Below are 21,502 nucleotides of genomic sequence, written 5' to 3' on the forward strand. Positions count from 1 at the left end.
AGCGACATGGCGGTGCTGAAAATCATCGAGTATCCCGATCCCCGGCTGCGCATAAAGGCGCAGCCGGTCACGGCAGTTGGCGCTGAACACCGCCTGCTGGCCGACAATATGTTGGAAACCATGTATGCGGCACCGGGCATAGGCCTCGCCGCCACGCAGGTAGACCGGCATATTCGGCTGCTGGTCCTGGATGTGTCCGAAACCCGCGACCAGCCCTGGTGCTTCATCAACCCGGAGATCCTGAGCCGTGAGGGCAGCGATATCTGCGAAGAGGGCTGCCTGTCGGTACCCGGCGTCAACGAACCGGTCGAACGCGCTGCACGTATCCGCGTCCGGGCGCTGGACCGCGACGGCAAGCCTTTCGAACTCGATGCCGAAGGCCTGCTGGCCGTCTGCATCCAGCACGAGATGGATCACCTCGAAGGCAAGCTGTTTGTCGACTACCTCTCGGAACTGAAGCGCAACCGGTTGAAGAAGCGGGCAGCCAAGGCCCGGCGCAAGGACGGCGTTGAATCATCCAGCCGTCACCCTGAAGCAGTGCGCTGAGCGGCAGCCGGCCGCGCGTCCGAACTCATGCCCGACAAGTCGAAAGACGCGCGGATCATCTTCGCCGGTTCACCGGCCTTTGCGACGCCGACGCTGCAGATGCTGTGCGACAGGGGTCATCGGCCCGTCGCAGTGCTGACCCAACCCGACCGCCCGGCAGGACGCGGCCGGCACCTGAGCGCGAGTCCGGTAAAACAGCTGGCCCTCGAACTCGCCATACCCGTGCTGCAGCCGGAGACACTGAAAACCGAAGCGGTGCAGACTGAACTGCGCGCACTCGCCCCCGATCTGCTCGTGGTAGTGGCCTACGGGCTGCTGTTGCCCCCGGCGGTACTCGCCATTCCTTCGCATGGCTGCGTGAACGTACATGCCTCGATCCTGCCGCGCTGGCGCGGGGCCTCACCGATCCAGGCTGCGGTTCTTGCCGGCGACCACGAAACCGGCGTCAGCATCATGGCGATGGAAGCCGGTCTGGATACGGGACCGGTCTACAGCTGCGCCCGGCTTGTCATAGATGAGCGGGAAACTGCCGGCGAACTTGAGCTGCGCCTGGCGGCACTTGGCGCGGAGGCGCTGTCGGACGTGCTCGATGGTCTGCTGGCCGGCCGTCTGCAGCCCCGACCCCAGCCGGACGCCGGCGTCACTTATGCCGGCCGTATCAGGAAAGCCGATGGGCGCATCGACTGGCGACTGCCGGCCGCACAGCTTGCCCGACAGATACGCGCCTACAACCCGTGGCCGGTAGCCGAAACCACGCTCGCCGGACAGCAGCTGCGCTGTTTTGCCGCCAGCGTGGGCGGCGCCGGCAACGCGACCGGGACGACACAGGCAGTACCCGGACAGATCATCGCTGCCGGCAGCGAAGGCATCAGCGTTCAGACGGGCGACGGCGTGCTCAAGCTCAGCACCGTGCAACTGCCGGGCAAACAGCAGGTGGCCGCCGCGGACCTCGCCCATGGCCGACCACTCGCCGGCACGGTACTCGGCGCGTGAAGCAACGTGGCCCCTGGCAGCGCCCGGCTGGCGGCAGCCAGTCCGATGCGGCCGGATCGCTCAACCGGGCGATGGCGGCGCGCGCGGTACTGCGGGTCATCGAGCAGGGCGCAACGCTGGAAAGTGCGCTTGCTGCAGAAGACCCCACCGGCATCGAGGATCGCGACCGCGCCCACATCCAGGCCCTGGCTTTCGGCGCAGTGCGCTGGCATCACCGCCATCAGGCTATTCTCGGCGAACTGCTCGACCGGCCGCTGCGCAGCCGTGACCGGATCCTCGAGGCGCTGCTCTCGGTCGGCCTGTTTCAGCTCAACGACCCCGGGCAACCGGACTACGCGGCAGTATCCGCAACCGTCGGGGCAACGCGCCTGCTCGGACAGCCGCGCGCAGCGGGACTCGTCAATGCCGCCTTGCGCCGCTATCAGCGCGAAGCTGATTCGATACTTGCGCGCGTGACGGAATCAGCCGAGGGCCGCCATGCACATCCGGCCTGGCTGATCAGGCAACTGCAGCAGGACTGGCCCGACTGCTGGGCAGATGTGCTTGATGCCAACCAGCGACAGCCGCCGCTCTGGCTGCGCGTCAACGGCATGCGCACGACCGTCAGCGAGTACGCAGCCCTGCTGCAGGCCGAACCGGGTCTTGCCTCAACGACACTGGCGGGAGCAGCCCTCGCCCTCAAGCTGGAGACAGCGGTCGCCACCGGCAGACTGCCGGGCTTTGCTGCCGGACTCGTCACCGTACAGGACGCCGCCTCACAGCTCGCCGCCCGCCTGCTCGATCCGCAGCCGGGCATGCGCGTGCTGGATGCCTGCGCGGCGCCAGGCGGCAAATCGACTCATCTGCTCGAGTATGCAGCGGGCCGGATCGAGCTGACTGCACTCGATGTGTCGGCGGAACGTCTGCCTCTCGTTCAGAGCAATCTGACACGGCTCGGACTGACGGCACAGCTCATCGCCGGCGATGCGACGACACCGGAGCAGTGGTGGGACGGCCGGCCCTACGACCGGATTCTCGTCGATGCACCCTGCTCGGCCACCGGCGTGATCCGGCGCCACCCGGACATCAAGTTTCTGCGCCGCGCCGCGGATCTGCCGGTGCTGGCTGCCCGGCAAGGCCTGATGATCGAGAGGCTCCTGCCGCTGCTGCGTCCGGGCGGACAGTTGCTGTACAGCACCTGCTCACTGTTCCGGGCGGAGAACAGCATGGTGGTCAGCCGCTTTCTCGCCGCTCATCCTGAAGTGCGCGAGATTCCACTCCCGGACGATCTGCCGGGCGTGACGGTCACGGCGGATCCCGGCCGCCAGATCCTGCCGGGTACTGCGGATACCGACGGCTTCTACTATGCTTTAATGGCTTTCTCGCCTGACTGATGCAGCCAGGCAGTTCCCGTTTCCGGTCTGAAATCTGAACAGTGCGGCAGTACATGCAATTCTTTCCATATCCGGCATCACCGGCAAAAGCCGGGGGCGCGTGTCACTGGCCGCTGCGCAGGCTGGTTATGGTTGTCATGCTGATCCTGTGTGGCGTCGGTCTCACGCCAGCGGTAGTTGCCCAGGAAACAGACATCGTCATCCGCGATGTCCGCACCGAACTCAGGGACAAGGTCTGGTACCTGTCCGCACGTATCGACTACCAGCTGAACCGGCAGATGCTCGATGCCCTGCAGAACGGCATCCGCCTGACCTTCAGCCTGCAGGTGGAAGTCAACGAGGTCAGGAACTGGCTGCCCGACACTGAGGTCGTGGCCCTGCACAGGGACTACGAGCTTTCATGGCAGCCGCTGTCGCGCGGCTACCTGGTACGCAACCTCGGCACCGATGAACAGACCGCTCACACCACGCTGTTCGCCGCACTCCACGAGCTGGGCACGATAACGGAACTGCCGCTGGTCGATGCCAGCGTGCTTGACGCGGATGCGCGTTACGAAGTCAGCCTGCGTACCCTGCTCGACCAGCAGCACCTGCCGGGCCCCTTGCGCATACTGGCATTCTGGAACGATGACTTCAGTCTGGAAAGCGGCTGGCATCAATGGCCACTCGAAGAGTAGTCCGAACCGCCGGCCTGATCATTGCTATAGCAGCGGTATTGCTGGGCGTCACGGCCCTGTTGCTGCTCGCACAGTCCGCGCCCAGCCTGCAGGGCTTCAGCCGACGTCACCTGGTCATCATCGGCGTCAATATCAGCGCGGCACTCCTGCTGCTGGCACTGATCGCCGGCAATCTCGTCCAGCTGATACGCGACTACCGGCGACATGCCCCCGGCTCCAGACTTCGGCTGCGCCTGGTCACGATGTTCGTGGGACTGACGCTCGCGCCCCTGTTCATCGTTTACCTGTTTGCACTGAACTCCATCAACAGCGGCATCGACAACTGGTTTGACACCGATCTCAGCACGGAGCTGTCTTCGGCGCTGAAGCTGAGCCGCGAAACGCTCGATACCCAGGCTACCTCACGACTGCTGCAGACTGGCGCACTGGCGGCAGCGCTCGGCAACCTGGAGGGCGATCCCCTGCAGCGCGCACTCGGCGTACTGCGCACCGATGCCGGTGCCGTGGAGCTGACCGTATTCAACGGACAACTGCAGGTTGTCGGCTCGAGCATGCAGGGCGCCCGGCTACCGCCGCGGCTGGCCGACGATGTGCTTGCCGAACTGCGCCGGACCCGGACGTTTGTCACGCTCGAACCAGAGGCCAACGACCGCTACCAGATCCGTGCCGCGGCCACCATTCCGGGCGACCACGATGCTCTCGCGCCGCGGTACCTGCAGGCCATATTCCCGGTCGGCGAACGCCAGGGGCGACTGGCTGATGCGGTTGAAGACACCTACATGCGCTACGCGGAACTGTCCTATCTCCGCAATCCCCTGAAATTCAGCCTGGCCCTGACGCTGTCACTGGTGCTGCTGCTGTCGCTGCTGGCTGCAGCGGCGGGCGCCTTTTATTTTTCGCGCCGGCTCTCGGCGCCGATCGAGGCCCTTGCCATCGGCACCGATGCCGTTGCCAAGGGCAACTTCGACACGCACCTGCCGCGCGGAGCAGCGGACGAGATCGGCTTCCTCATCGAGTCCTTCAACGGCATGATCGAGCGCCTGAAGAGCGCACGCGAGGAAGGGCGCAAGAGCCGGCAGCAACTGGAAAGCGAGCGTGCCAATCTCGCCACCATTCTCGGCAGCCTTTCCACCGGAGTCATCGCGATCGAGCCGGATGGCACGATGCGCATTGCCAACGATGCGGCCGGCATGGTGCTGGGTTTCGACCTGACCACCCTGACCGGGACCCCCTGGAAAAATGCGGGCAGCAGCAGCGCTGTCGTTGCGCAGTTCATCGAGGCACTCGAACCGCATCTGCAGGGCGAGCCGGCCGGGTGGCGCGGACAGGTCGTGCTGCGTACGGAAAACAGCCGGCGGATTCTCAACTGCGCGAGTTCGCCGCTGCCGGGCGATACGGAAACCGGCGGTGGCGCAATCGTCGTGTTCGACGATGTCACCGAGTTGCTGCTGGCGCAGAGGGATGCGGCCTGGGGTGAGGTCGCGCGACGCCTGGCCCACGAGATCAAGAACCCGCTGACACCCATACGGCTGGCTGCCGAGCGCATCCGGCGCTGGTATCTGCCCAACATGAGCGACGAAGACGGCAAGGTACTTGACCGCTCGACCCATACGATAGTGCAGCAGGTCGAGGCGATGCGCGACATGGTAAACGCCTTCAGCGAGTATGCGCGTGCACCGGCGATCAGTATCGGCCGGGTCGATCTGGCCCGGCTGATCAGCGAGGTCGCATGGCTGTACCGGGCGCAGGAAGGACAGCCAGCGGTACAACTCAGGCTCGACGACGAAATCGAGATCGAGGCCGACGCGGTACGCGTTCGCCAGTTGCTGCATAACCTGATACGGAATGCCCAGGAGGCACTGGAAGGACAAGCCGATGCGCAGATTGAAATCGCCGCCGGCTTCGTTCCCGGTACAGACCGCGGCATGGCAGAGATCAGCGTTACCGACAACGGACCGGGAATCGTCGCCGAACTGCTGCCGCGGCTTTTCGAGCCCTATGTCACGAACAAGAACAAGGGCACCGGCCTGGGGCTTGCGATCGTCAGGAAGCTGGTCGAAGAGCACGGTGGCACGGTTTCGGCAGAGAACATTCCTCCGCATGGCGCACGGCTCACCGTGCGCCTGCCCGTTCGCGCGCGGAGCACCGACATGACAGGCGAAAGTCGTGCCCTGTGGTCGGATGACAAGGCCGAACGGCAGTTGCCGACACGGAGTGAAGCATGAGCCCCGCACACATCCTGGTCGTCGATGATGAAGCGGACATCTGCAGCACCATCAGCGACATCCTCACGGACGAAGGTTATTCCGTCAGCGTCGCCGCGGATGCCGCGGAAGCACGCCGGGAAGTGCAACGGACTGCACCAGATCTCGTCCTGCTCGATGTGTGGATGCCGGACATCGACGGCATCACGCTGCTGCGCGAATGGACCGAGGCCGGCACGCCTGGCTGTCCCGTGGTCATTCTGTCCGGCCATGGCACCGTTGAAACCGCAGTGGAAGCCACGCGTCTCGGTGCAGTCGATTTTGTCGAGAAACCGCTGTCACTGGCCAAGCTGCTCCGGACGGTCAGGAAAGCACTCGATGCATCGAGCCACACGCAGCACGCCGAAGCGCAGCGCAGGCTGCAGCCGGAATCGCTTGCGCCCACCGGGCGCAGCGATGCGATGCGCCTGTTGCGCGACCAGGCTGCAGCCGTTGCAGCCCGACCCGAGGCCGTGCTGATCGTCGGCGAACCGGGCTCCGGACGCAGCGTGCTTGCGCAACACATCCACAGCCTTGCGGGTGGGGCAGATCGCCCCTTTATCACGCTGGTCGGCAGCTCGGTCCCGGAGGAGAACGCGGCGCAGATCCTGTTTGGCATCGGCGCCGGTGAGCAGGATGAGGCCGGAATTCTCGAGCGGGCGGCGGGCGGAACACTCTATTTGCGCAATCTCGATGCACTGTGCCCGGTGGCGCAACGGCTGCTGGCGGGCGCCCTCGAGCAGGGCAGCTTCGTACGGGTCGGGCATGCCGTGACCATACCTGTCGACCTCCGCGTCATCGGCTCCCTGTCGCCGGCACGCGCCGACAAGGTGCGTCCGGACCTGCTGTCGCGTCTGGCCGTGCTGGAATTGCGGGTACCGGCATTGCGCGACCGCCGCGAGGATGTTCCCGAACTGCTGCGCGAATGTGCAGAGCACCTGGTCGAGCAGGAAGGCCTGCCATTCCGCCGCTTCGGGCTGGCGGCACAGAATCGCCTGCGCAATTACCCCTGGCCCGGCAATGTCCGTGAACTGTCCACACTCGTGCGCCGGTTGCTGGTCGCCGGTGGCCCCGAAGAGATCAGCCTGGCTGAACTCGAGCAGCAACTCGTGCCGCCGCAGTCCGACACTGCGTCGCTCGTTCAGCAGGATCTGCTCGGCATGCCCCTGCGTGAAGCGCGCGAACAGTTCGAACGCAGCTATCTGAGCCAGCAGCTTGCGCTCTGCGGCGGACGCGTGGGACAACTCGCCAAACGGGTGGGCATGGAGCGCACGCACCTGTATCGCAAGCTGCGTTCGCTCGGCATCGATTTCAGGCAGGTGGCAGAGGACGACTAGCAGCGAGGTACTTCTGCAGACTGGCCGGCAAGCGCCGGATATCGACCTCCTGCAGCCCCGGCGGCTTCGGTCGCGAGTTCCAGGTCTGCCAGAACACCGGCACGGCTCCGGCGAGTCGTCCGCTGCGCGCATCGGCAATCAGGCAGGCCAGCGCCTTGGCGGTGTAGGTCGTTTCAAGCTTGAGTCCGGCGAGATCGCGGGCCAGGTGCATCGCCTCCACGCCTTCCGGTGTCGGCTGCGCATAGCCGGCGCCGAGGAAACCGCTGCGAAACTCGAAACGCGACTGCGGATCCGGACAGGACGATACGCTGGCATCACGCTGCTGCATCTCTGCACCGGCGGCCTTGCACAGCGCGGCAACTGCCGGCGCCGAAACGCGCTCCTGCGGCAGGATCGGCACACCGACCACCGTGGCATCGCTGCCGGCCAGGTACAGGCCCAGCACCAGCCCGGCAACACTGCCCATGGTGCCGCAGGCCACATAGATGCGCACGGGATCGCGTACCCCGAGCGCCGCAAGCTCTGCCGCGATTTCGAAGCCGGCCGCAACGAAACCGATCGTGCCGAGTGGCGATGAACCGCCCCAGGGGATTTCATAGACCAGGTCCGCACCGCCCGGATGCTGCGCGCGGATATGCGCGGCAGTTTCCAGCATCTGCGCATAACCTGCCGCCGGCGTCAGTTGCGTGCCAAGCCGCAGGTGCCAGCGCAACGTGTCGGCAACCCAGGGCGTCTGCACCTGGTCCGAGGTCACGACATGACAGTCGAGCCCAAGCTGCCGGGCATAGATCGATGTTGCCAGTGCATGATTTGAACCGGCAGCGCCAAAGGTCAGGACCGCGTTGCAACCGCGCGCCAGCGCATCGCCGAGCAGGTACTCGAGCTTGCGCACCTTGTTGCCGCCATAGGGCGATGCACTCAGGTCGTCGCGTTTGATGAGCAGCGAGGGGACGCCGAGCGCCGCACCGAACCCGGGCGCAGGCTCGAGCGCCGTGGGCAGATCAGCAAGCGCCTGCCACGGCAGCCGTGCGGCGAGCTGCGGAAACCGGTGGTCAAAAGGACGCGTCATGCGCTCGCCTGCGAAAGCCGGGCATCATTCCACGACGGGAATGACCATGAAGTCGATACGGTTCTGGCGCAGCCGGGCCCGCAGGCGGTTGAGCTGATCGAGATCGTCAATCGGCCCGATACGGACGCGATGGAAGGTCCGGCCATCAGCCTCGGCGCTCTGGATCTCGGCAACGATGCCGAGCAGCGCCAGGCGCGCCTTGACCTTGTCTGCTTCGGCAAAGGCCGGGAAGGCACCGGCCTGCACGACGTAGGTGCCTGGTGTCACCACCGGCGGCAAACTGATACCGGCAGCAGACGACTTTCCATCCTCTGCTATCGGTACCTCCGCATTGGGCAGGGTGTCGTAAAACTCGAAGCGGTCAGGATCTTCGACAGGCGTTGCAGGCGCAGCCTTTGCCGCGGGCTTCTTCACTTCCTTCACCGGCGGCGCGGCACCAGGCCCGCGCTGCGTAAAGTAGTACCAGGCGCCGCCACCGAGCACGACGAGCAGCAGCACGGCCAGCCACAGGCTGCTGAGCGGCCTGGTGGCCGCACGCCGCTTCCTTGTCTTGCGTCTGCGTGCCATACCGTCCCCTACATCTGGTCCAGGGCGCGAATGCCCAGCAGCTGCAGACCGCTGCGCAGCACGCTGCGGGTCGCCCGCACCAGCGTGAGCCGCGCACGACTGCGGACCGGCTCGGCCACATCAAGCACCACATGCCGGTTATAAAAGGTATTGAACACGCTGGCGAGCTCGTAAAGATAGTGTGCGACCTCGAAGGGCTCGCGCAGTTCCGCCGCACGGCGCAGGGCTCCGGCATATCCGCGCAACTTCTGCACCAGCAGCCACTCGTCATCAGTGCCGAGCGCGGCGAGATCGCCGGGTTCGTCAATTGCGGCGAGACCAAGCTCACCGGCCTTGCGGAAGATGCCGCTCATGCGCGCATGCGCATACTGCAGGTAGGGGCCGGTATTGCCCTCGAATTGCAGCACCGCATCCCAGTCGAAGCTGAGGTCGGTCATGCGTCGCGACGAGACATCGAAGTACAGGAGCGCCGCCTGCCCCACCGCCTCGCTGACCGCATCTGCCTCACCGGCCGCCAGCCCGACCGTGCCACGCGCGCTCGCCTCGGCCCGCTGCGCACGAAAGCGGCCGGCACGGTCACGCGCTTCGTCGAGTACCGCTTCCAGCCAGACGGCCTCGCCCTTGCGCGTGGACATGCCGCGCACATAGCCGAAGCTGATGTTTTCGCAGCGAGACGGCCAGTTCACCGGCCACTTCTCCGCGACGGCCAGCTTGCCGAGCGCAGCGAAAACCTGGGCAAAGTGGTCTTCCTGGCGGGACACCACGTAGAGGTTGGCGCCAAACCGGTAACGCTCCCAGCGGTCGATGGCTTCGGCGCAGTCGCGTGCGGCATAGGTCGAAGCGCCATCGGATTTCTGCAGCATGCACGGGGCGATGTCCCGCCCGAGCACGTCCGATACCTCGACCACGATCGCACCCAGCGACTCCTTCGCCACGCCGGCTTTCAGGAAGCGCTGGATGACCGGCTGCACCTTGTGGTTGATTGCCGACTCGCCGTCGTAGGAATCAAAGCTGACACCGAGCCGGGTATAGGTCCGGGTAAAACCCTCCAGCGACAACTCCCGGAACCGTGTCCAGAGTGCGCGGATCTCCGCATCACCCTGCTCCAGGCGCAGAAACAGGCTGCGTGCCTGCTCACGGACGGAAGGATCCTGCTCGCTCTCGCGGTTGGCACGGACGTACAGCTCAACCAGATAGTCGATCGCCCGCGCCTCGAGGGCCGCTTCGTCGCCCCACTTCTGCCAGGCATAGATCACGAAACCGAACTGCGTGCCCCAGTCGCCCAGATAGTTCTTGCGCAGCACCTCCCAGCCCTGGAACGCGAAGATCCGTGCCAGATCCGCACCGAGATTGGTGGAGCGCAGGTGACCGAAGTGAAAGGGCTTGGCGATATTGGGTGCGGAAAAATCCAGCACCAGCAGCTGACCGCGCCCCATATCGGTGTGACCATAGGTGGCAGGACTCTCGCGGATCTCGCCGAGCACCTGACCGAGCGCATTGCGCCGGTTCAGGAACAGATTGAGGTAGGGCCCCTCGGCTCTGGCGCTGGCAATCAGCCGGTCCGACTGGATCTTTGCTGCCAGGTCCTGCGCGATCCTGTTCGGCGCCATACGCAGCTCTTTGGCAAGCTGGAAGCACGGAAACGCGCAGTCGCCCAAAGCCAGATTCGGCGGCGTGGTCAGCGCCGCTTCGATCTGCGCACTGCGCTCGACCGGCCAGTCCAGCGCGTTGCACAGGACCTGCGCGATGTGGGCTGTAATCTGCATAGCGAAAAATATCGGCGGGGAATGACGGGGATTCTAGCCGGTTGCGGCGCTCTGTTGTTTCACGGATGCCATCTCAGAAGAGATCCACCGGATCTATATCCAGACTCCAGCGCACCCGGCGCTGTGTTTCGATCCCGGCAACGGCCTCACGCCATGCTGGCAGGAGCTGCTGCAACTCGCGCCGCGAGCCGGCCTGGAGGAGCAGCTGGCCACGATAGCGCCCGGCGCGTCTTTCCATCGGCGCCGATGCCGGGCCGAGCACGTTCAGACCGGCGGGCGCCTGTTCGCGGGCGAGCGCTGCCGCTTCCTGCAAAAACCCGAAAACCTGCGGGCGCTGGCTCGCCTCGACCCGCAACAGGGCCAGACAGGCGAAGGGCGGCCAGCCGGCCTGCCGCCGTTCTTCCAGCGCCAGCGTCGCGAACTGTGCATAGCCCTCGTTGATCAGCACGCGCAGCAGCGGATGCTCGGGGAACATGGTCTGCAGACAGACTTCGCCGGGGTGTTGGGCGCGGCCCGCGCGGCCCGCGACCTGGACAAATGATTGCGCCAGACGCTCGGCGCTGCGGAAATCGCTGCCGAACAGCCCTTGGTCAGCATCGACGATGCCCACCAGGGTCACGCGCGGAAAGTCATGGCCCTTGGTGAGCATCTGCGTCCCCATCAGGATCCGCGCTTCCTCATCGCGCACCCGCCTGAGCCGGCGCTCGATCTCGCCGCGCCGCCGGGTCGTGTCGCGGTCGATGCGTTCGATCTGCTGGTCCGGGAATGCGGCAGCGAGCGCCCGTTCCAGGCGTTCGGTGCCCTGCCCGACTGCCTTGAGTTCCGCCGCACACTCCGGGCACTGCGCGGGCACCGGCCGTTCGCGGCCGCAGTGATGACAGATGAGCAGCCCGCGCTGCTGGTGGAGCACCATCCGGGCATCGCAGCGCCTGCACTCCACCACTTCCCCGCAGCCGGGGCACATCAGCACTGGTGCATAGCCGCGCCGGTTGAGATAAATCAGCACCTGGCCGCCCGCATCGAGATGCCGGCGGATCGCGGCCAGCAAAGGCTGCGTCAGCCCCTCTCTGGCCACGTGCTGTCGCAAATCGATGAGCGACACTCGCGGCTGGCCGGCAACGCCGGTGCGCGAGGGCAACACCAGACGGGTATAGCGTCCGCTGCGTGCATTCTCGATCGACTCCAGCGATGGCGTTGCCGAACCCAGCACCAGCGGCACACCGAGCTCACGCGCGCGCCACACGGCAAGATCACGCGCCGAGTACCGCCAGCCCTCCTGCTGCTTGTAGGAGGGATCGTGCTCTTCATCGGCGACGATGAGGCCCGGACGCGCCAGCGGCGCGAAGATCGCCGAACGGGTACCGATCACGATCGCCGCCGTACCATCGCTGGCCGCCGTAAACGCACGCAGACGTTCACCGTCACTGAGCCCGGAATGCAGCAGGGCAACAGGCACCTGAAAGCGGCGCTGGAAACGCTCGAGAAGCTGCGGCGTGAGCCCGATCTCCGGTATCAGCACCAGGCTTTGTCTGCCAGCTGCCAGCACCTTTGCGATGCCGCGCAGATAAACCTCCGTCTTGCCGCTGCCGGTCACCCCATCGAGCAGAAAGCACTGAAAGCCCTGCGCCGCATTGATCTGTTCCACGGCGCGGGCCTGGTCAGCCGTAAGCACCGGCGGTACATCAGGCGCGATATCCGCAACCGGCAAAGCGACTGTCGCGTGACTGATCGTCAGCCAGCCGCGCGCACCGAGCGCTGCCACCGCCCGGCGCCAGGTACTGGTGACCGCTTCCAGGTCAGCAGCTGCAGCCGGCGCCGGGCGCTCGCGCAGCACCTTGTAGATGCGCAGCTGCGCCGGGGCACGACGAAGGACTTCCGGATCGGCGCTCATGCCCTCGGCATTGAGCGCCCAGAGCGTCTCGCCACTCGCTGTATCGCGACCTTCCCTGAGCGCCCTGGGAAGCGCAGCGGTGAGTACCTCGCCGAGCGGATGCTGGTAATAGCGCGCAGCCCATACCAGCATGCCCAACAGGTCCGGCGGCAACAGCGGCTCCGTATCGAGTACCGACAGCACGCGGCGCAGACGATGCGCTGGCAACTCGCTGACCGCTTTGCTGCCGACGAGCCAGCCCATGCGCGTACTGCGCCCGAAGGGCACGCGCAGGCGCTGACCGACGAGCAATGGAGCGTCGACGCTGACCGGCGCGAGGTAGTCGAAAACGCCCATCACCGGGGCTGCGACCGCAACCTCAAGAATCTGCTGGACTTCAAGCACGCGACTGATATCCACCGCTCCTTTTGCTGCGCCGCATTTATCCACAGATCCTGTGGATAAGTCTGTTGATTTCTTGGGGCCAAAAGGCTGCCGACCACGTCATTGCAACAATTATGACAAGCTGAGCAGATTTTGCTCTTCTACTATAATCCTTATAAAACAGCATGTTACAAGTGTATCGTCAGATTTGTAATGTAAAAAGTTCCTAAGCCGCCAGCCCCGGTGGGAATTGTGCATAACTGCTGCTGCCGCAACGCGGTTTTTCAGCAAAAGCAGTGAAAATCCCCGGCTAATGCCGCACTTTTTTTACCCGTTCCCGAGGCGGGTTCCGGGACCCGCGCGGATACGGGGCGTCGACGGCGACAAAGCATTGCACATTGCGCATGAGGCGATGCTGAAAATCCGCTCGCGGGCACGCGGAACGCCGAAGTCTGCAAACGGGGAATTGTTTTTTTGTCTGCAGAACCCTCATGATTGACTCAAAGGCAGGGCCAGCTCTTCATGTTGTACCTACACAAAGAAGTCAGTGACTATTCGCAGCAGGTCTTGCGCACGGACGTGGCTGGCATGCCACTCGAGTGGATTGACTATCGCGATGCCGTGCGCCTCTATTACCTGGAACAGGTCGCTTACAGTTTCGGCTCGCCCCTGTTTCGCATTCACGGCGGCTTCAACGCGACGACGCGCCTGCAGAGCTGTATAGAGGTGAGTTCCATCATTGCCACTGTAGGCCGTTCTCCGGCTGTGGCTGACCTGATGGACTGTTACATCCCGCCACTCAACAACAAGACGCTGTTCAGACGCGACTCCAATCTTTGCCTCTACTGCGGGCAGCTCCATCCCACGCGCGATCTCACCCGCGACCACGTGCAGCCGCTGTCGAAAAAAGGCACCGATACCTGGACCAATGTCGTAACCGCGTGCCGGCGCTGCAACAACCACAAGGGCGGCCTGACACCTGAAGAGGCGGGCATGCAGCTCATCGCCGTGCCCTTCACCCCCACCTACGCCGAATACATCTATCTGAAGGGCCGTCGCGTGCTCGCCGACCAGATGGAGTTTCTGCTCGCGCATATCCCGCGCACGAGCCCCTTGCACCACCGGCTGGCATCGAGCCTGAAAGCTGGCACACTGGCCTGAAGTCCGACTTCGGAGCCAGGCATGACCGACAGCAATCTCGAATCGATCCTCCACGAGAACCGCAGCTTCCCGCCTCCAGCCGAATTCGCCGCCAGGGCCCGCATCACGCCGGCCGAATTCGCCGCGCTCAATACCGAGGCAGATCGCGACAACGTGGCCTTCTGGGCACGCCTCGCGCGCCAGGAGCTCAGTTGGCACACCAAATTCAAACAGACGCTCGACGACACCCATGCACCCAACTATCGCTGGTTCGCCGACGGGATGCTCAATGCCTCCTACAACTGTCTGGACGTGCATCTGGCTGCAAACGGCGACAAGCCGGCGATCATCTTCGAAGGTGAGCCCGGCGACAGCCATACGCTGAGCTACCGGCAACTGACGGCCGAGGTCTGCCGCTTTGCCAACGCGTTGAAAGCGTTGGGCATGGAGCCCGGCGACCGCATCGTCATCTATATGCCGATGGTGCCCCAGGCAGTCATCGCCATGCAGGCCTGCGCACGTATCGGCGCCACGCACTCCGTGGTATTCGGCGGCTTCTCCGCCAACTCGCTGCGCGACCGGATCAAGGACGCCGGTGCCCGCATGGTGATCACCGCTGACGGCGGCTGGCGCGGCGGAAAGAGCGTGGAACTCAAGTCGGCAGTCGATACGGCGCTCGCGGACGGCTGCAAGACCGTCGAGAAGGTCATCGTATTCAGGCGCACCGGCGAGCCGGTCACCATGCAGGAAGGACGCGACCTGTGGTGGTCGGACGTCGTGAAAGACCAGCGCGATCGCTGCGAACCGGCATGGGTGGGGGCCGAGCATCCGCTGTTTCTGCTCTACACCTCCGGCTCCACCGGCAAGCCAAAGGGCATCCAGCACTCGACAGCCGGCTACCTGCTCAGCGCCAAGCTCACCTCGCAGTGGGTATTCGATCTGCACGATGAGGACATCTTCTGGTGCACCGCGGACGTCGGCTGGGTAACCGGACACACCTATGTCTGTTACGGGCCGCTGGCGGCCGGAGCCACCATCGTGATGTACGAGGGCGCACCGATGTATCCGGATGGCGGGCGCTTCTGGCAGATCTGCGAAAAACTCGGCGTCACCATCTTTTATACGGCGCCGACTGCGCTGCGCGCCCTGATGAAGCTCGGCAACGAGATCCCCGCGAAATACGACCTCTCGAAGCTGCGCCTGCTCGGCAGTGTCGGTGAACCGATCAATCCGGAGGCGTGGATCTGGTATCACGCCATAATCGGCGGGCAACGCTGCCCGATCGTCGATACCTGGTGGCAGACCGAAACCGGCGCAATCATGGCCAGCCCGATACCCGGTGTCACGGCCACCAAGCCCGGTTCCTGCACGACGCCACTACCTGGCATCGACATGGCCATCGTCGACAACGAAGGCAATCTGGTGACCAACCCGGATCAGGGCGGCTGGCTGGTGATCCGCAAGCCCTGGCCGGGCATGCTGCGCACGATCTGGGGCGACAACGCCCGCTACATCTCGACCTACTGGACGCAGTTCGGTAACCGCTACTACGTGGCCGGCGATACCGCGCATCAGGACAAGGACGGTTACTTCTGGTGCATGGGCCGTGCCGACGACGTGTTCAAGGTATCGGGGCACCGCCTCGGCACGATGGAGGTCGAGTCTGCCTTTGTCGCGCATCCGCGCGTGGCTGAAGCTGCGGTGGTCAGCCGCCCGCACGAGATCAAGGGCGAATCGATCTTCGCCTACGTCGTCTGTCGCGGCGCGCGTCCGACGGGCGCAGAGGCTGAAAAGCTGGCGGTTGAACTGCGCGATTTCGTCGGCAAGGAACTCGGCGCCATCGCCAAACCGGACGACATCCGCTTTGCCGACAACCTGCCGAAGACGCGCTCCGGAAAGATCATGCGACGCCTGCTGCGCTCGATAGCACGCGATGAGGAAATCACGCAGGACATCTCCACGCTGGAGAACCCGGCCATCGTCGAGCAGCTGCGCGGCCAGGCCTGATCAGTACAGCAGGAAGGCCTGCCGCACTTCGCGCCAGGCCGCCTCGTCACGCGCCGCCAGGGCATCAAGGTCACCAGCGCCTGCCTGCGGGTCATCAACCCATTGGCGCAACGACTCGCTGCCGTTGATCAGGTCGATCGCCAGCCGATCGCTTTCGTATTCATAGGCAAACTCGCGCCACAGCGGGTAGTCCGGCTGCAGACTGCGCAGCGCCTTGAAAGCCAGCGCCTGCAGACGCCACGGCCGGAACTTCGCGTGATCGTAGGCCGGATCGTCGACATGGATCTGGATACCGCTGCAGAGCTGGCCGGCATGTTTCTGAAAGGTGGGCTCGAACCAGCATGTGCGGAGCCTGCAGCCCTGCAACCAGTCCGGGGCGAGCTGCTGCATTTTTTTCAGCAGCGCATCTGCATCGAGACCTGGCGCACCGAAGAGCTCCAGCGGCCGGGTCGTGCCGCGCCCCTCCGAAAGCGTCGTGCCTTCGACCATGACCGTACCGGCATAGCAGCGCGCCATCGAGAGATTCGGCGCATTGGGGCTGGGATTGATCCAGCTGCGCTCAGCTGTCGGCCAGCCATGGCCAGGCGCCGCGTCGGGATTCCAGCCCTGCATGGCAATCACGCGGTAATCGACATCAAGGCGCAGTGTGCGCACAAACCACTGGCCCAGTTCGCCGAGCGTCATGCCATGGCGCATCGGCAAGGGGCCGGCACCGACGAAACTCTCCCAGCCTTCGCGCAGTGTCAGCCCCTCGACCGGGCGTCCGGCGGGATTGGGCCGGTCGAGCAGCCACACGGTTTTGCCGGCACGTGCGCAGTCTTCGAGTACATAGCGCAACGTGGTCAGGAAGGTATAGATACGGCAACCGAGGTCCTGCAGATCGACGAGCAGCACATCGAAGCTCCCCAGCATCGCGGCTGTGGGCCGGCGCACCTCGCCATAGAGGCTGTACACCGGGATACCGTGGACCGGATCGACAAAGTCCGGCGACTCGACCATGTTGTCCTGCTTGTCGCCGCGCAGCCCGTGCTGGGGACCGAAAGCGCTCTCCACCCGCAGGCCGTCGATGGCCATCAGCGCATCGAGGCTGTGTACCAGGCCATCCGTCACCGATGCCGGATGCGCCAGCAGGGCAAGCCGACGGCCGCGCAATTCTCTTTGCAGCGAGCCATCGCCGAGCAAGCGGTCTATGCCAGTTTTCATGATTTGCCTGCTTCAGGGTTCCAGGACAAAGGATTCGGGATGATGAAAATCCGGCTGCCCGACCGGATGCTTCAGCGCCCACCAGGTGATTGTGCCGGATTGTTCCTCGATCACGGCAGACAGGGCGATCCGCATGCCCTCTTTGTCGGCAATCAGCGCCTCTGCGGGCAGTGTCGCGATGAGTTCCAGCCGAGCGGCCTCCCGCTGCCATTGAAGCAGCGGTGCGTTGCGCAGCGCCAGCGGTGTGATGCCGACACGGTACGCCGTGAACGCATAGGCTGCCCACTCGCCCGAGGGCGAAAAATTGAACTCGCGATAGGCCGTTGACTGGTGTCCGGCAACAAAGACCTCGAAGCAGGTGTGACGCCAGAGTTCATCAGCGCGTCCCGGATCACTGATCGGCGCCGGCAAGCGCAGCCGGTCCGGATCGGCATCCAGGCGGTAACACAGGCGGAGGCTCCGGTCCGCGCCGCGATCGAGGCTCACCTTCAGCCCGCGGACGCAGCCGGCCGAAGAGAAAGCCGAGAGGTTCAGTGTTGCGCCGGCGGCAGCGATGTGCGTGCTCCTTTTTTCCGGCGAACCGCATCGATATCCGCACAGAGCTCGGCGATGCCGCGGACCATGCGCGGGCCTGGCACGTTGAGCAGATCCGGATCGATGACAAACAACCCGTCCAGTGAATTGGCGGGCAAGCCCGGCCAGGATCGCCACATCTGCAGCGGCGACGCATCCGCCGCACTGGCCGGTCCCGGCTCAAAGTCGGCCGCAACGATCACCTCCGGCGCAGCGGCGATCACCGCCTCCTGACTGATCACTGGCGTAAGCGCCGCCAGCTTCTCGAAGACATTGGTACCGCCACAGAGCCGGATCGCCTCACCGATGAAGTGACTGCCCGTGGCCGTGACCAGCGGCTGCGGCGCGATCTGATAAAACACCCTGACCGGCGCCAGCTTCCCGTACCGCCCGCGCAGTGCAGCCAGCCCGTCATCCCAGTCGCCGGCAGCGCGATCGGCTATCTCTGCGCTACCGGCCGCTGCACCGATCAGACGGATGTGCCGGCCGATATCGTCAAGCGTGTGCGGTTCCAGATCCACGACGCGATAACCGAGCCGGCGCAGGCGGTCCAGCACGGCCTGCGAATTGCCACTGGGCCAGCCGAGTATGAGGTCCGGTCGCAGGGCAGCGATGGCTTCGAGGTCCACCCGGAAGGCATCGCCGACCCGCGGCACCTGCCGGGCCGCTGCGGGATAATCGCTGTATTCGACGGCACCGACCAGTTGTCGTCCGGCACCGGCCGCGTACACGAGTTCAGCCAGATGCGGCGACAGCGTCACGATTCGCACTGCCGGCCCCTCGGGTGATCCGGCGTGGCCGCGCACCCTGTCAGCGTCGCAGCCGGCCAGCAGGCAGGCTCCGACGAGCAGCACGATCGACATCAGCCGGCAGCGGGCCTCGCTAGATAAGCCAGTCATACAACGTCAGCACGGCAATCACCGGACACCAGATCATCCACAGCGTGCGCATCACGAGGCTGCGCGCCGCCCTGATCCGGTCCAGTGCTTCCGCGGCGTTGCCCACATCCAGGGTCATGCGGCCGGAAGCCGCAATGCCAACCCGGGCGACGACCTCATTCGTACCTTCGGAAAAAGGCAGCGTCACCTCACGCCCGCCATTGCGCCATCCCGACATGGCTTCCTCGAAATTCCCGGCCAGCACGTAGCCGAGCGTCAACAGGCGCGACGGAATCCAGGCGAGCACGCCGTGCAGCGTGCGCACCGCTTCACCCATCGCCGCGGGTGCCTCGCCCACCATGGTGTCGCCGGCGCCCTTGCCGGCCGCCCGCACCTCGACCCGATGCCTCATCAGGTCGACCACGCGGAATGCCCAGGCACCGGTCGGACCCAGCAGCAGGAACCAGAAAATGACGCCGAACATGCGGTTGTTGGCCTGCGTGTAGATCGCGCGCTCCACCGCCTCGTGGCAGGCATGCGGCGATTCCGGCGGCGAACGCTCCAGCAATTCCTCGGCCACCTGGCGCTGTGTATCTGCATCGCCGGCCTCCAGCGCAACGAGATAATCCTCCACTTCGTCATCGAGATCGCGCGGACCGAGCGAGAACAGCAACACGACGACGGCAAACAGGAAGTACGGAATCCGCAGCAGCTCATCCCACAGCAGCAGCGAAGCGGCGGCGACCGGCGCGACCAGCAGCAGTGTCAGCACCAGCGTCAGGCTGACCGCCAGCCAGCTTCGCGCCTTGCGCAAGCGGCGCAGATGCCGGTCGAACAGCGGATCCAGCCAGCGAAATTCGCGCAGGTGGAACAGATGCGTAAGCATCCGCTCCGTGGCGAGACCCAGCAACAGCGCTAGAAAGTTCATGACATCAGTTTACCGGCGGCGGGCAAGCAATCGTTCCAGGCGAAGCCAGTCGAAGGCGGGACCGGGATCGGTCTTGCGTCCCGGCGCGATATCGCAGTGGCCGACGACCGGCGCTTTGGCCAGTGCCGGAATCCCGCGACGCAATGCCTTTATGGTCGCACACAGACGCTGGTACTGGGCAGGTGTATAGGGCTGTTCATCGGTACCTTCCAGCTCGATGCCGACCGAAAAGTCATTGCAGTTGTCGCGGCCAGCGAAGCGCGACCGCCCGGCATGCCAGGCCCGGCAATCGAGCGGAACGTACTGGACGACTTCGCCATCACGACGGATCAGCAGATGGCTGGATACGCGCAAGCCTTCCAGCTCGCCGAAAGCCGGATGCGCAGCCGGATCGAGCGTATTGCAGAACAGGCGGTCGATCCACGGACCGCCGAACTCACCCGGCGGCAGGGAGATGCCATGCACGACGATGAGTTCCGGCTCGATGCCAGGCGGACGCGCATCGCAATTGGGCGAGGCCAGCTGTGTCGCGCCGCGCAGCAGGCCGGTGCCGGCATCGACCCGCAGGACCGGCCGGCGCTTGCGCGCCTGCTTTGCCTTGCTGATCGGTGATAATCGCGCCATGCAACGTCCCCGTATCTATTCAGCCGAAGCCCTGCGGACAGGTGCGACGCAGCTGCTTTCGGAACCCGCCACCACCCACGTTACGCGCGTGCTGCGGCTGACTGCCGGCGATCCTATCACCCTGTTCGATGGCACCGGCATGGACTATGCGGCGACGATCGTCACGCCGGCCCGCAAGGGCGTAACGGTGCTGATCGGTGACGGACAGCCGGTGGATCGTGAATCGCCGCTGCAGCTGACCCTGTTGCAGGGCGTCTCGCGCGGGCCGCGCATGGACCTGGTGGTACAGAAAGCCACCGAACTCGGCGTCAGCGTGATTCAGCCGGTGCTCACCGGACGCAGCGTCGTCAAGCTGGACGCCGAACGCAGCGCGGCCCGGCGCCAGCACTGGCAGGGCATCGTCATCAGCGCCTGCGAACAGTGCGGGCGCTCGATCGTTCCGGACGTGCGCGAGCCGCTGGAACTCACGGCCGCGCTTGCCAGCCTCGAGAGCGGAACCACCGGGCTGATGCTCGACCCGGACGGGGATACCACCCTGACCGCACTGCCGGCGGATTGCCAGCGCATCGCATTGGCCATCGGGCCCGAAGGCGGCTTCACTGAAAGCGAGCGCATGGCGCTGACGCAAGCCGGCTTCGGCCGGCTGCGGCTCGGACCGCGCATCCTGCGCACGGAAACCGCACCGCTGGCGGCGCTCAGCATCCTGCAGTACGCGCGTGGGGATATGCGGGGCCGGAGCACTTGATTAGCTGATTATCGTCGTGAACGGAAACGACCCGCGGTCGTCTGCGGCGCCAGGGCATTTTATCTCTTGAAAACGCCGCTCAGGACAGCGGAACCGGTCCCGGCTTCGCGGCTTCTTCCAGCATGTCCTCGATCACTTCGATATCGGGGATCAGCGGGTACTCGTTGATCATGCGGATCTGGCAGATCACCGGCCCGTAGTCCGGCCACGGGTAACTGACGGCCGGCTGGATCACTTCGCGATTCACCCGCACCAGCTGCGGGAAGCCCTCGGTCAGCACACCGAAGTGGCCGGCTGAAAGACGTCCGGTGATCGAGGCGATGATCGCCACGCGCGTGCGGCCGCCGATCGCGCCCGGCGTGAGGCCGGCCAGCTCTTCAAAGGAGATCACCGGTATGTGCTTGCCGTTCCAGCTGATCATGCCGCGCAGCCAGTCCGGGTGCGCGGCGTCACTGGCCTGCAGCGGAGCATAGCGGATTACCTCGGAAACACAGGCTCTCGGCAGGATCAGCCGCTTCTGGTTGAGCGGCACCAGCAGGCTGTAGATCTCGTCGTTCGCGCTGCTCATCGTTTGTGCAC

General features: G+C 65.0%; 19 protein-coding genes. 9 read left to right on the top strand and 10 right to left on the bottom strand.

Annotated features, from left to right (window positions below):
- Window positions 1-6 precede the first annotated feature (6 nt).
- The 6 genes from def to H6979_07075 all read left to right on the top strand — a co-directional run bounded on the left by def (window position 7) and on the right by H6979_07075 (window position 7,169).
- Window positions 7-546, top strand: coding sequence for a peptide deformylase (def, locus tag H6979_07050; GenBank protein ID MCP5139595.1), 540 nt, complete (start codon window positions 7-9; stop codon window positions 544-546).
- 27 nt (window positions 547-573) lie between these two features.
- Window positions 574-1,539 (top strand): methionyl-tRNA formyltransferase, encoded by a 966-nt coding sequence (locus H6979_07055; protein MCP5139596.1) that lies wholly within the window; start codon window positions 574-576, stop codon window positions 1,537-1,539.
- 71 nt (window positions 1,540-1,610) lie between these two features.
- Entirely contained in the window at window positions 1,611-2,912 is a 1,302-nt protein-coding gene (gene rsmB, locus H6979_07060; GenBank protein ID MCP5139597.1) for a 16S rRNA (cytosine(967)-C(5))-methyltransferase RsmB, read from the top strand.
- A 128-nt stretch (window positions 2,913-3,040) separates the two neighbouring features.
- Window positions 3,041-3,589, top strand: coding sequence for a DUF4390 domain-containing protein (locus tag H6979_07065; protein ID MCP5139598.1), 549 nt, complete (start codon window positions 3,041-3,043; stop codon window positions 3,587-3,589).
- Entirely contained in the window at window positions 3,571-5,814 is a 2,244-nt protein-coding gene (locus H6979_07070; protein ID MCP5139599.1) for a HAMP domain-containing protein, read from the top strand. The genes H6979_07065 and H6979_07070 overlap by 19 nt, the downstream gene beginning before the upstream one ends.
- A complete protein-coding gene (locus H6979_07075; GenBank protein ID MCP5139600.1) occupies window positions 5,811-7,169 on the top strand; it encodes a sigma-54-dependent Fis family transcriptional regulator in 1,359 nt (452 codons plus the stop codon). The genes H6979_07070 and H6979_07075 overlap by 4 nt, the downstream gene beginning before the upstream one ends.
- Here H6979_07075 and H6979_07080 read toward each other — a convergent pair.
- The 4 genes from H6979_07080 to H6979_07095 all read right to left on the bottom strand — a co-directional run bounded on the left by H6979_07080 (window position 7,144) and on the right by H6979_07095 (window position 12,798).
- Window positions 7,144-8,238: a pyridoxal-phosphate dependent enzyme gene (locus H6979_07080; GenBank protein ID MCP5139601.1), complete on the bottom strand. Its 1,095-nt coding sequence runs from the start codon at window positions 8,236-8,238 to the stop codon at window positions 7,144-7,146. The two genes, H6979_07075 and H6979_07080, sit on opposite strands and share 26 nt — an antisense overlap.
- Before the next feature lie 24 nt (window positions 8,239-8,262).
- Entirely contained in the window at window positions 8,263-8,805 is a 543-nt protein-coding gene (locus H6979_07085; protein ID MCP5139602.1) for an SPOR domain-containing protein, read from the bottom strand.
- A gap of 8 nt (window positions 8,806-8,813) precedes the next feature.
- Window positions 8,814-10,571 (bottom strand): arginine--tRNA ligase, encoded by a 1,758-nt coding sequence (gene argS / locus H6979_07090; GenBank protein MCP5139603.1) that lies wholly within the window; start codon window positions 10,569-10,571, stop codon window positions 8,814-8,816.
- Window positions 10,572-10,644: 73 nt separating this feature from the next.
- On the bottom strand, window positions 10,645-12,798 hold the full coding sequence (locus H6979_07095; GenBank protein MCP5139604.1) for a primosomal protein N': 2,154 nt from the start codon (window positions 12,796-12,798) through the stop codon (window positions 10,645-10,647).
- 549 nt (window positions 12,799-13,347) lie between these two features.
- Between H6979_07095 and H6979_07100 the strand changes: the two genes are divergently transcribed.
- Together H6979_07100 and acs are read left to right on the top strand one after the other, a co-directional pair.
- Complete coding sequence (locus H6979_07100; protein ID MCP5139605.1) at window positions 13,348-13,986, top strand: HNH endonuclease; 639 nt, start codon at window positions 13,348-13,350, stop codon at window positions 13,984-13,986.
- A 21-nt stretch (window positions 13,987-14,007) separates the two neighbouring features.
- A complete protein-coding gene (gene acs, locus H6979_07105) occupies window positions 14,008-15,972 on the top strand; it encodes an acetate--CoA ligase (protein MCP5139606.1) in 1,965 nt (654 codons plus the stop codon).
- On the opposite strand, the gene H6979_07110 is transcribed toward acs, so the two are convergent.
- Genes H6979_07110 through ampD form a run of 5 tightly spaced genes read right to left on the bottom strand, consistent with a single transcriptional unit; the run spans window position 15,973 to window position 20,178 of the window.
- A complete protein-coding gene (locus tag H6979_07110) occupies window positions 15,973-17,175 on the bottom strand; it encodes a DUF1343 domain-containing protein (protein ID MCP5139607.1) in 1,203 nt (400 codons plus the stop codon). It lies immediately after the preceding gene.
- Window positions 17,176-17,187: 12 nt separating this feature from the next.
- On the bottom strand, window positions 17,188-17,661 hold the full coding sequence (locus H6979_07115; GenBank protein ID MCP5139608.1) for a DOMON-like domain-containing protein: 474 nt from the start codon (window positions 17,659-17,661) through the stop codon (window positions 17,188-17,190).
- Window positions 17,662-17,705: 44 nt separating this feature from the next.
- Window positions 17,706-18,647, bottom strand: coding sequence for a cobalamin-binding protein (locus H6979_07120; GenBank protein MCP5139609.1), 942 nt, complete (start codon window positions 18,645-18,647; stop codon window positions 17,706-17,708).
- On the bottom strand, window positions 18,631-19,554 hold the full coding sequence (ampE, locus tag H6979_07125) for a regulatory signaling modulator protein AmpE (GenBank protein ID MCP5139610.1): 924 nt from the start codon (window positions 19,552-19,554) through the stop codon (window positions 18,631-18,633). Before ampE ends, H6979_07120 begins: the two co-directional genes overlap by 17 nt.
- 9 nt (window positions 19,555-19,563) lie before the next feature.
- Window positions 19,564-20,178 carry a 1,6-anhydro-N-acetylmuramyl-L-alanine amidase AmpD gene (gene ampD / locus H6979_07130; protein MCP5139611.1) on the bottom strand — a complete coding sequence of 205 codons (615 nt, stop codon included), beginning with the start codon at window positions 20,176-20,178 and terminating at the stop codon, window positions 19,564-19,566.
- Here ampD and H6979_07135 point away from each other — a divergent pair.
- Window positions 20,177-20,923 carry a 16S rRNA (uracil(1498)-N(3))-methyltransferase gene (locus tag H6979_07135; GenBank protein ID MCP5139612.1) on the top strand — a complete coding sequence of 249 codons (747 nt, stop codon included), beginning with the start codon at window positions 20,177-20,179 and terminating at the stop codon, window positions 20,921-20,923. The two genes, ampD and H6979_07135, sit on opposite strands and share 2 nt — an antisense overlap.
- Before the next feature lie 79 nt (window positions 20,924-21,002).
- Here the strand turns inward: H6979_07135 and H6979_07140 are convergent, their stop codons facing one another.
- Complete coding sequence (locus H6979_07140) at window positions 21,003-21,491, bottom strand: chemotaxis protein CheW (GenBank protein ID MCP5139613.1); 489 nt, start codon at window positions 21,489-21,491, stop codon at window positions 21,003-21,005.
- Between the last annotated feature and the right edge of the window lie 11 nt (window positions 21,492-21,502).

This window comes from Chromatiales bacterium, assembly GCA_024234935.1.
In the GTDB taxonomy this organism is placed as follows: domain Bacteria; phylum Pseudomonadota; class Gammaproteobacteria; order Steroidobacterales.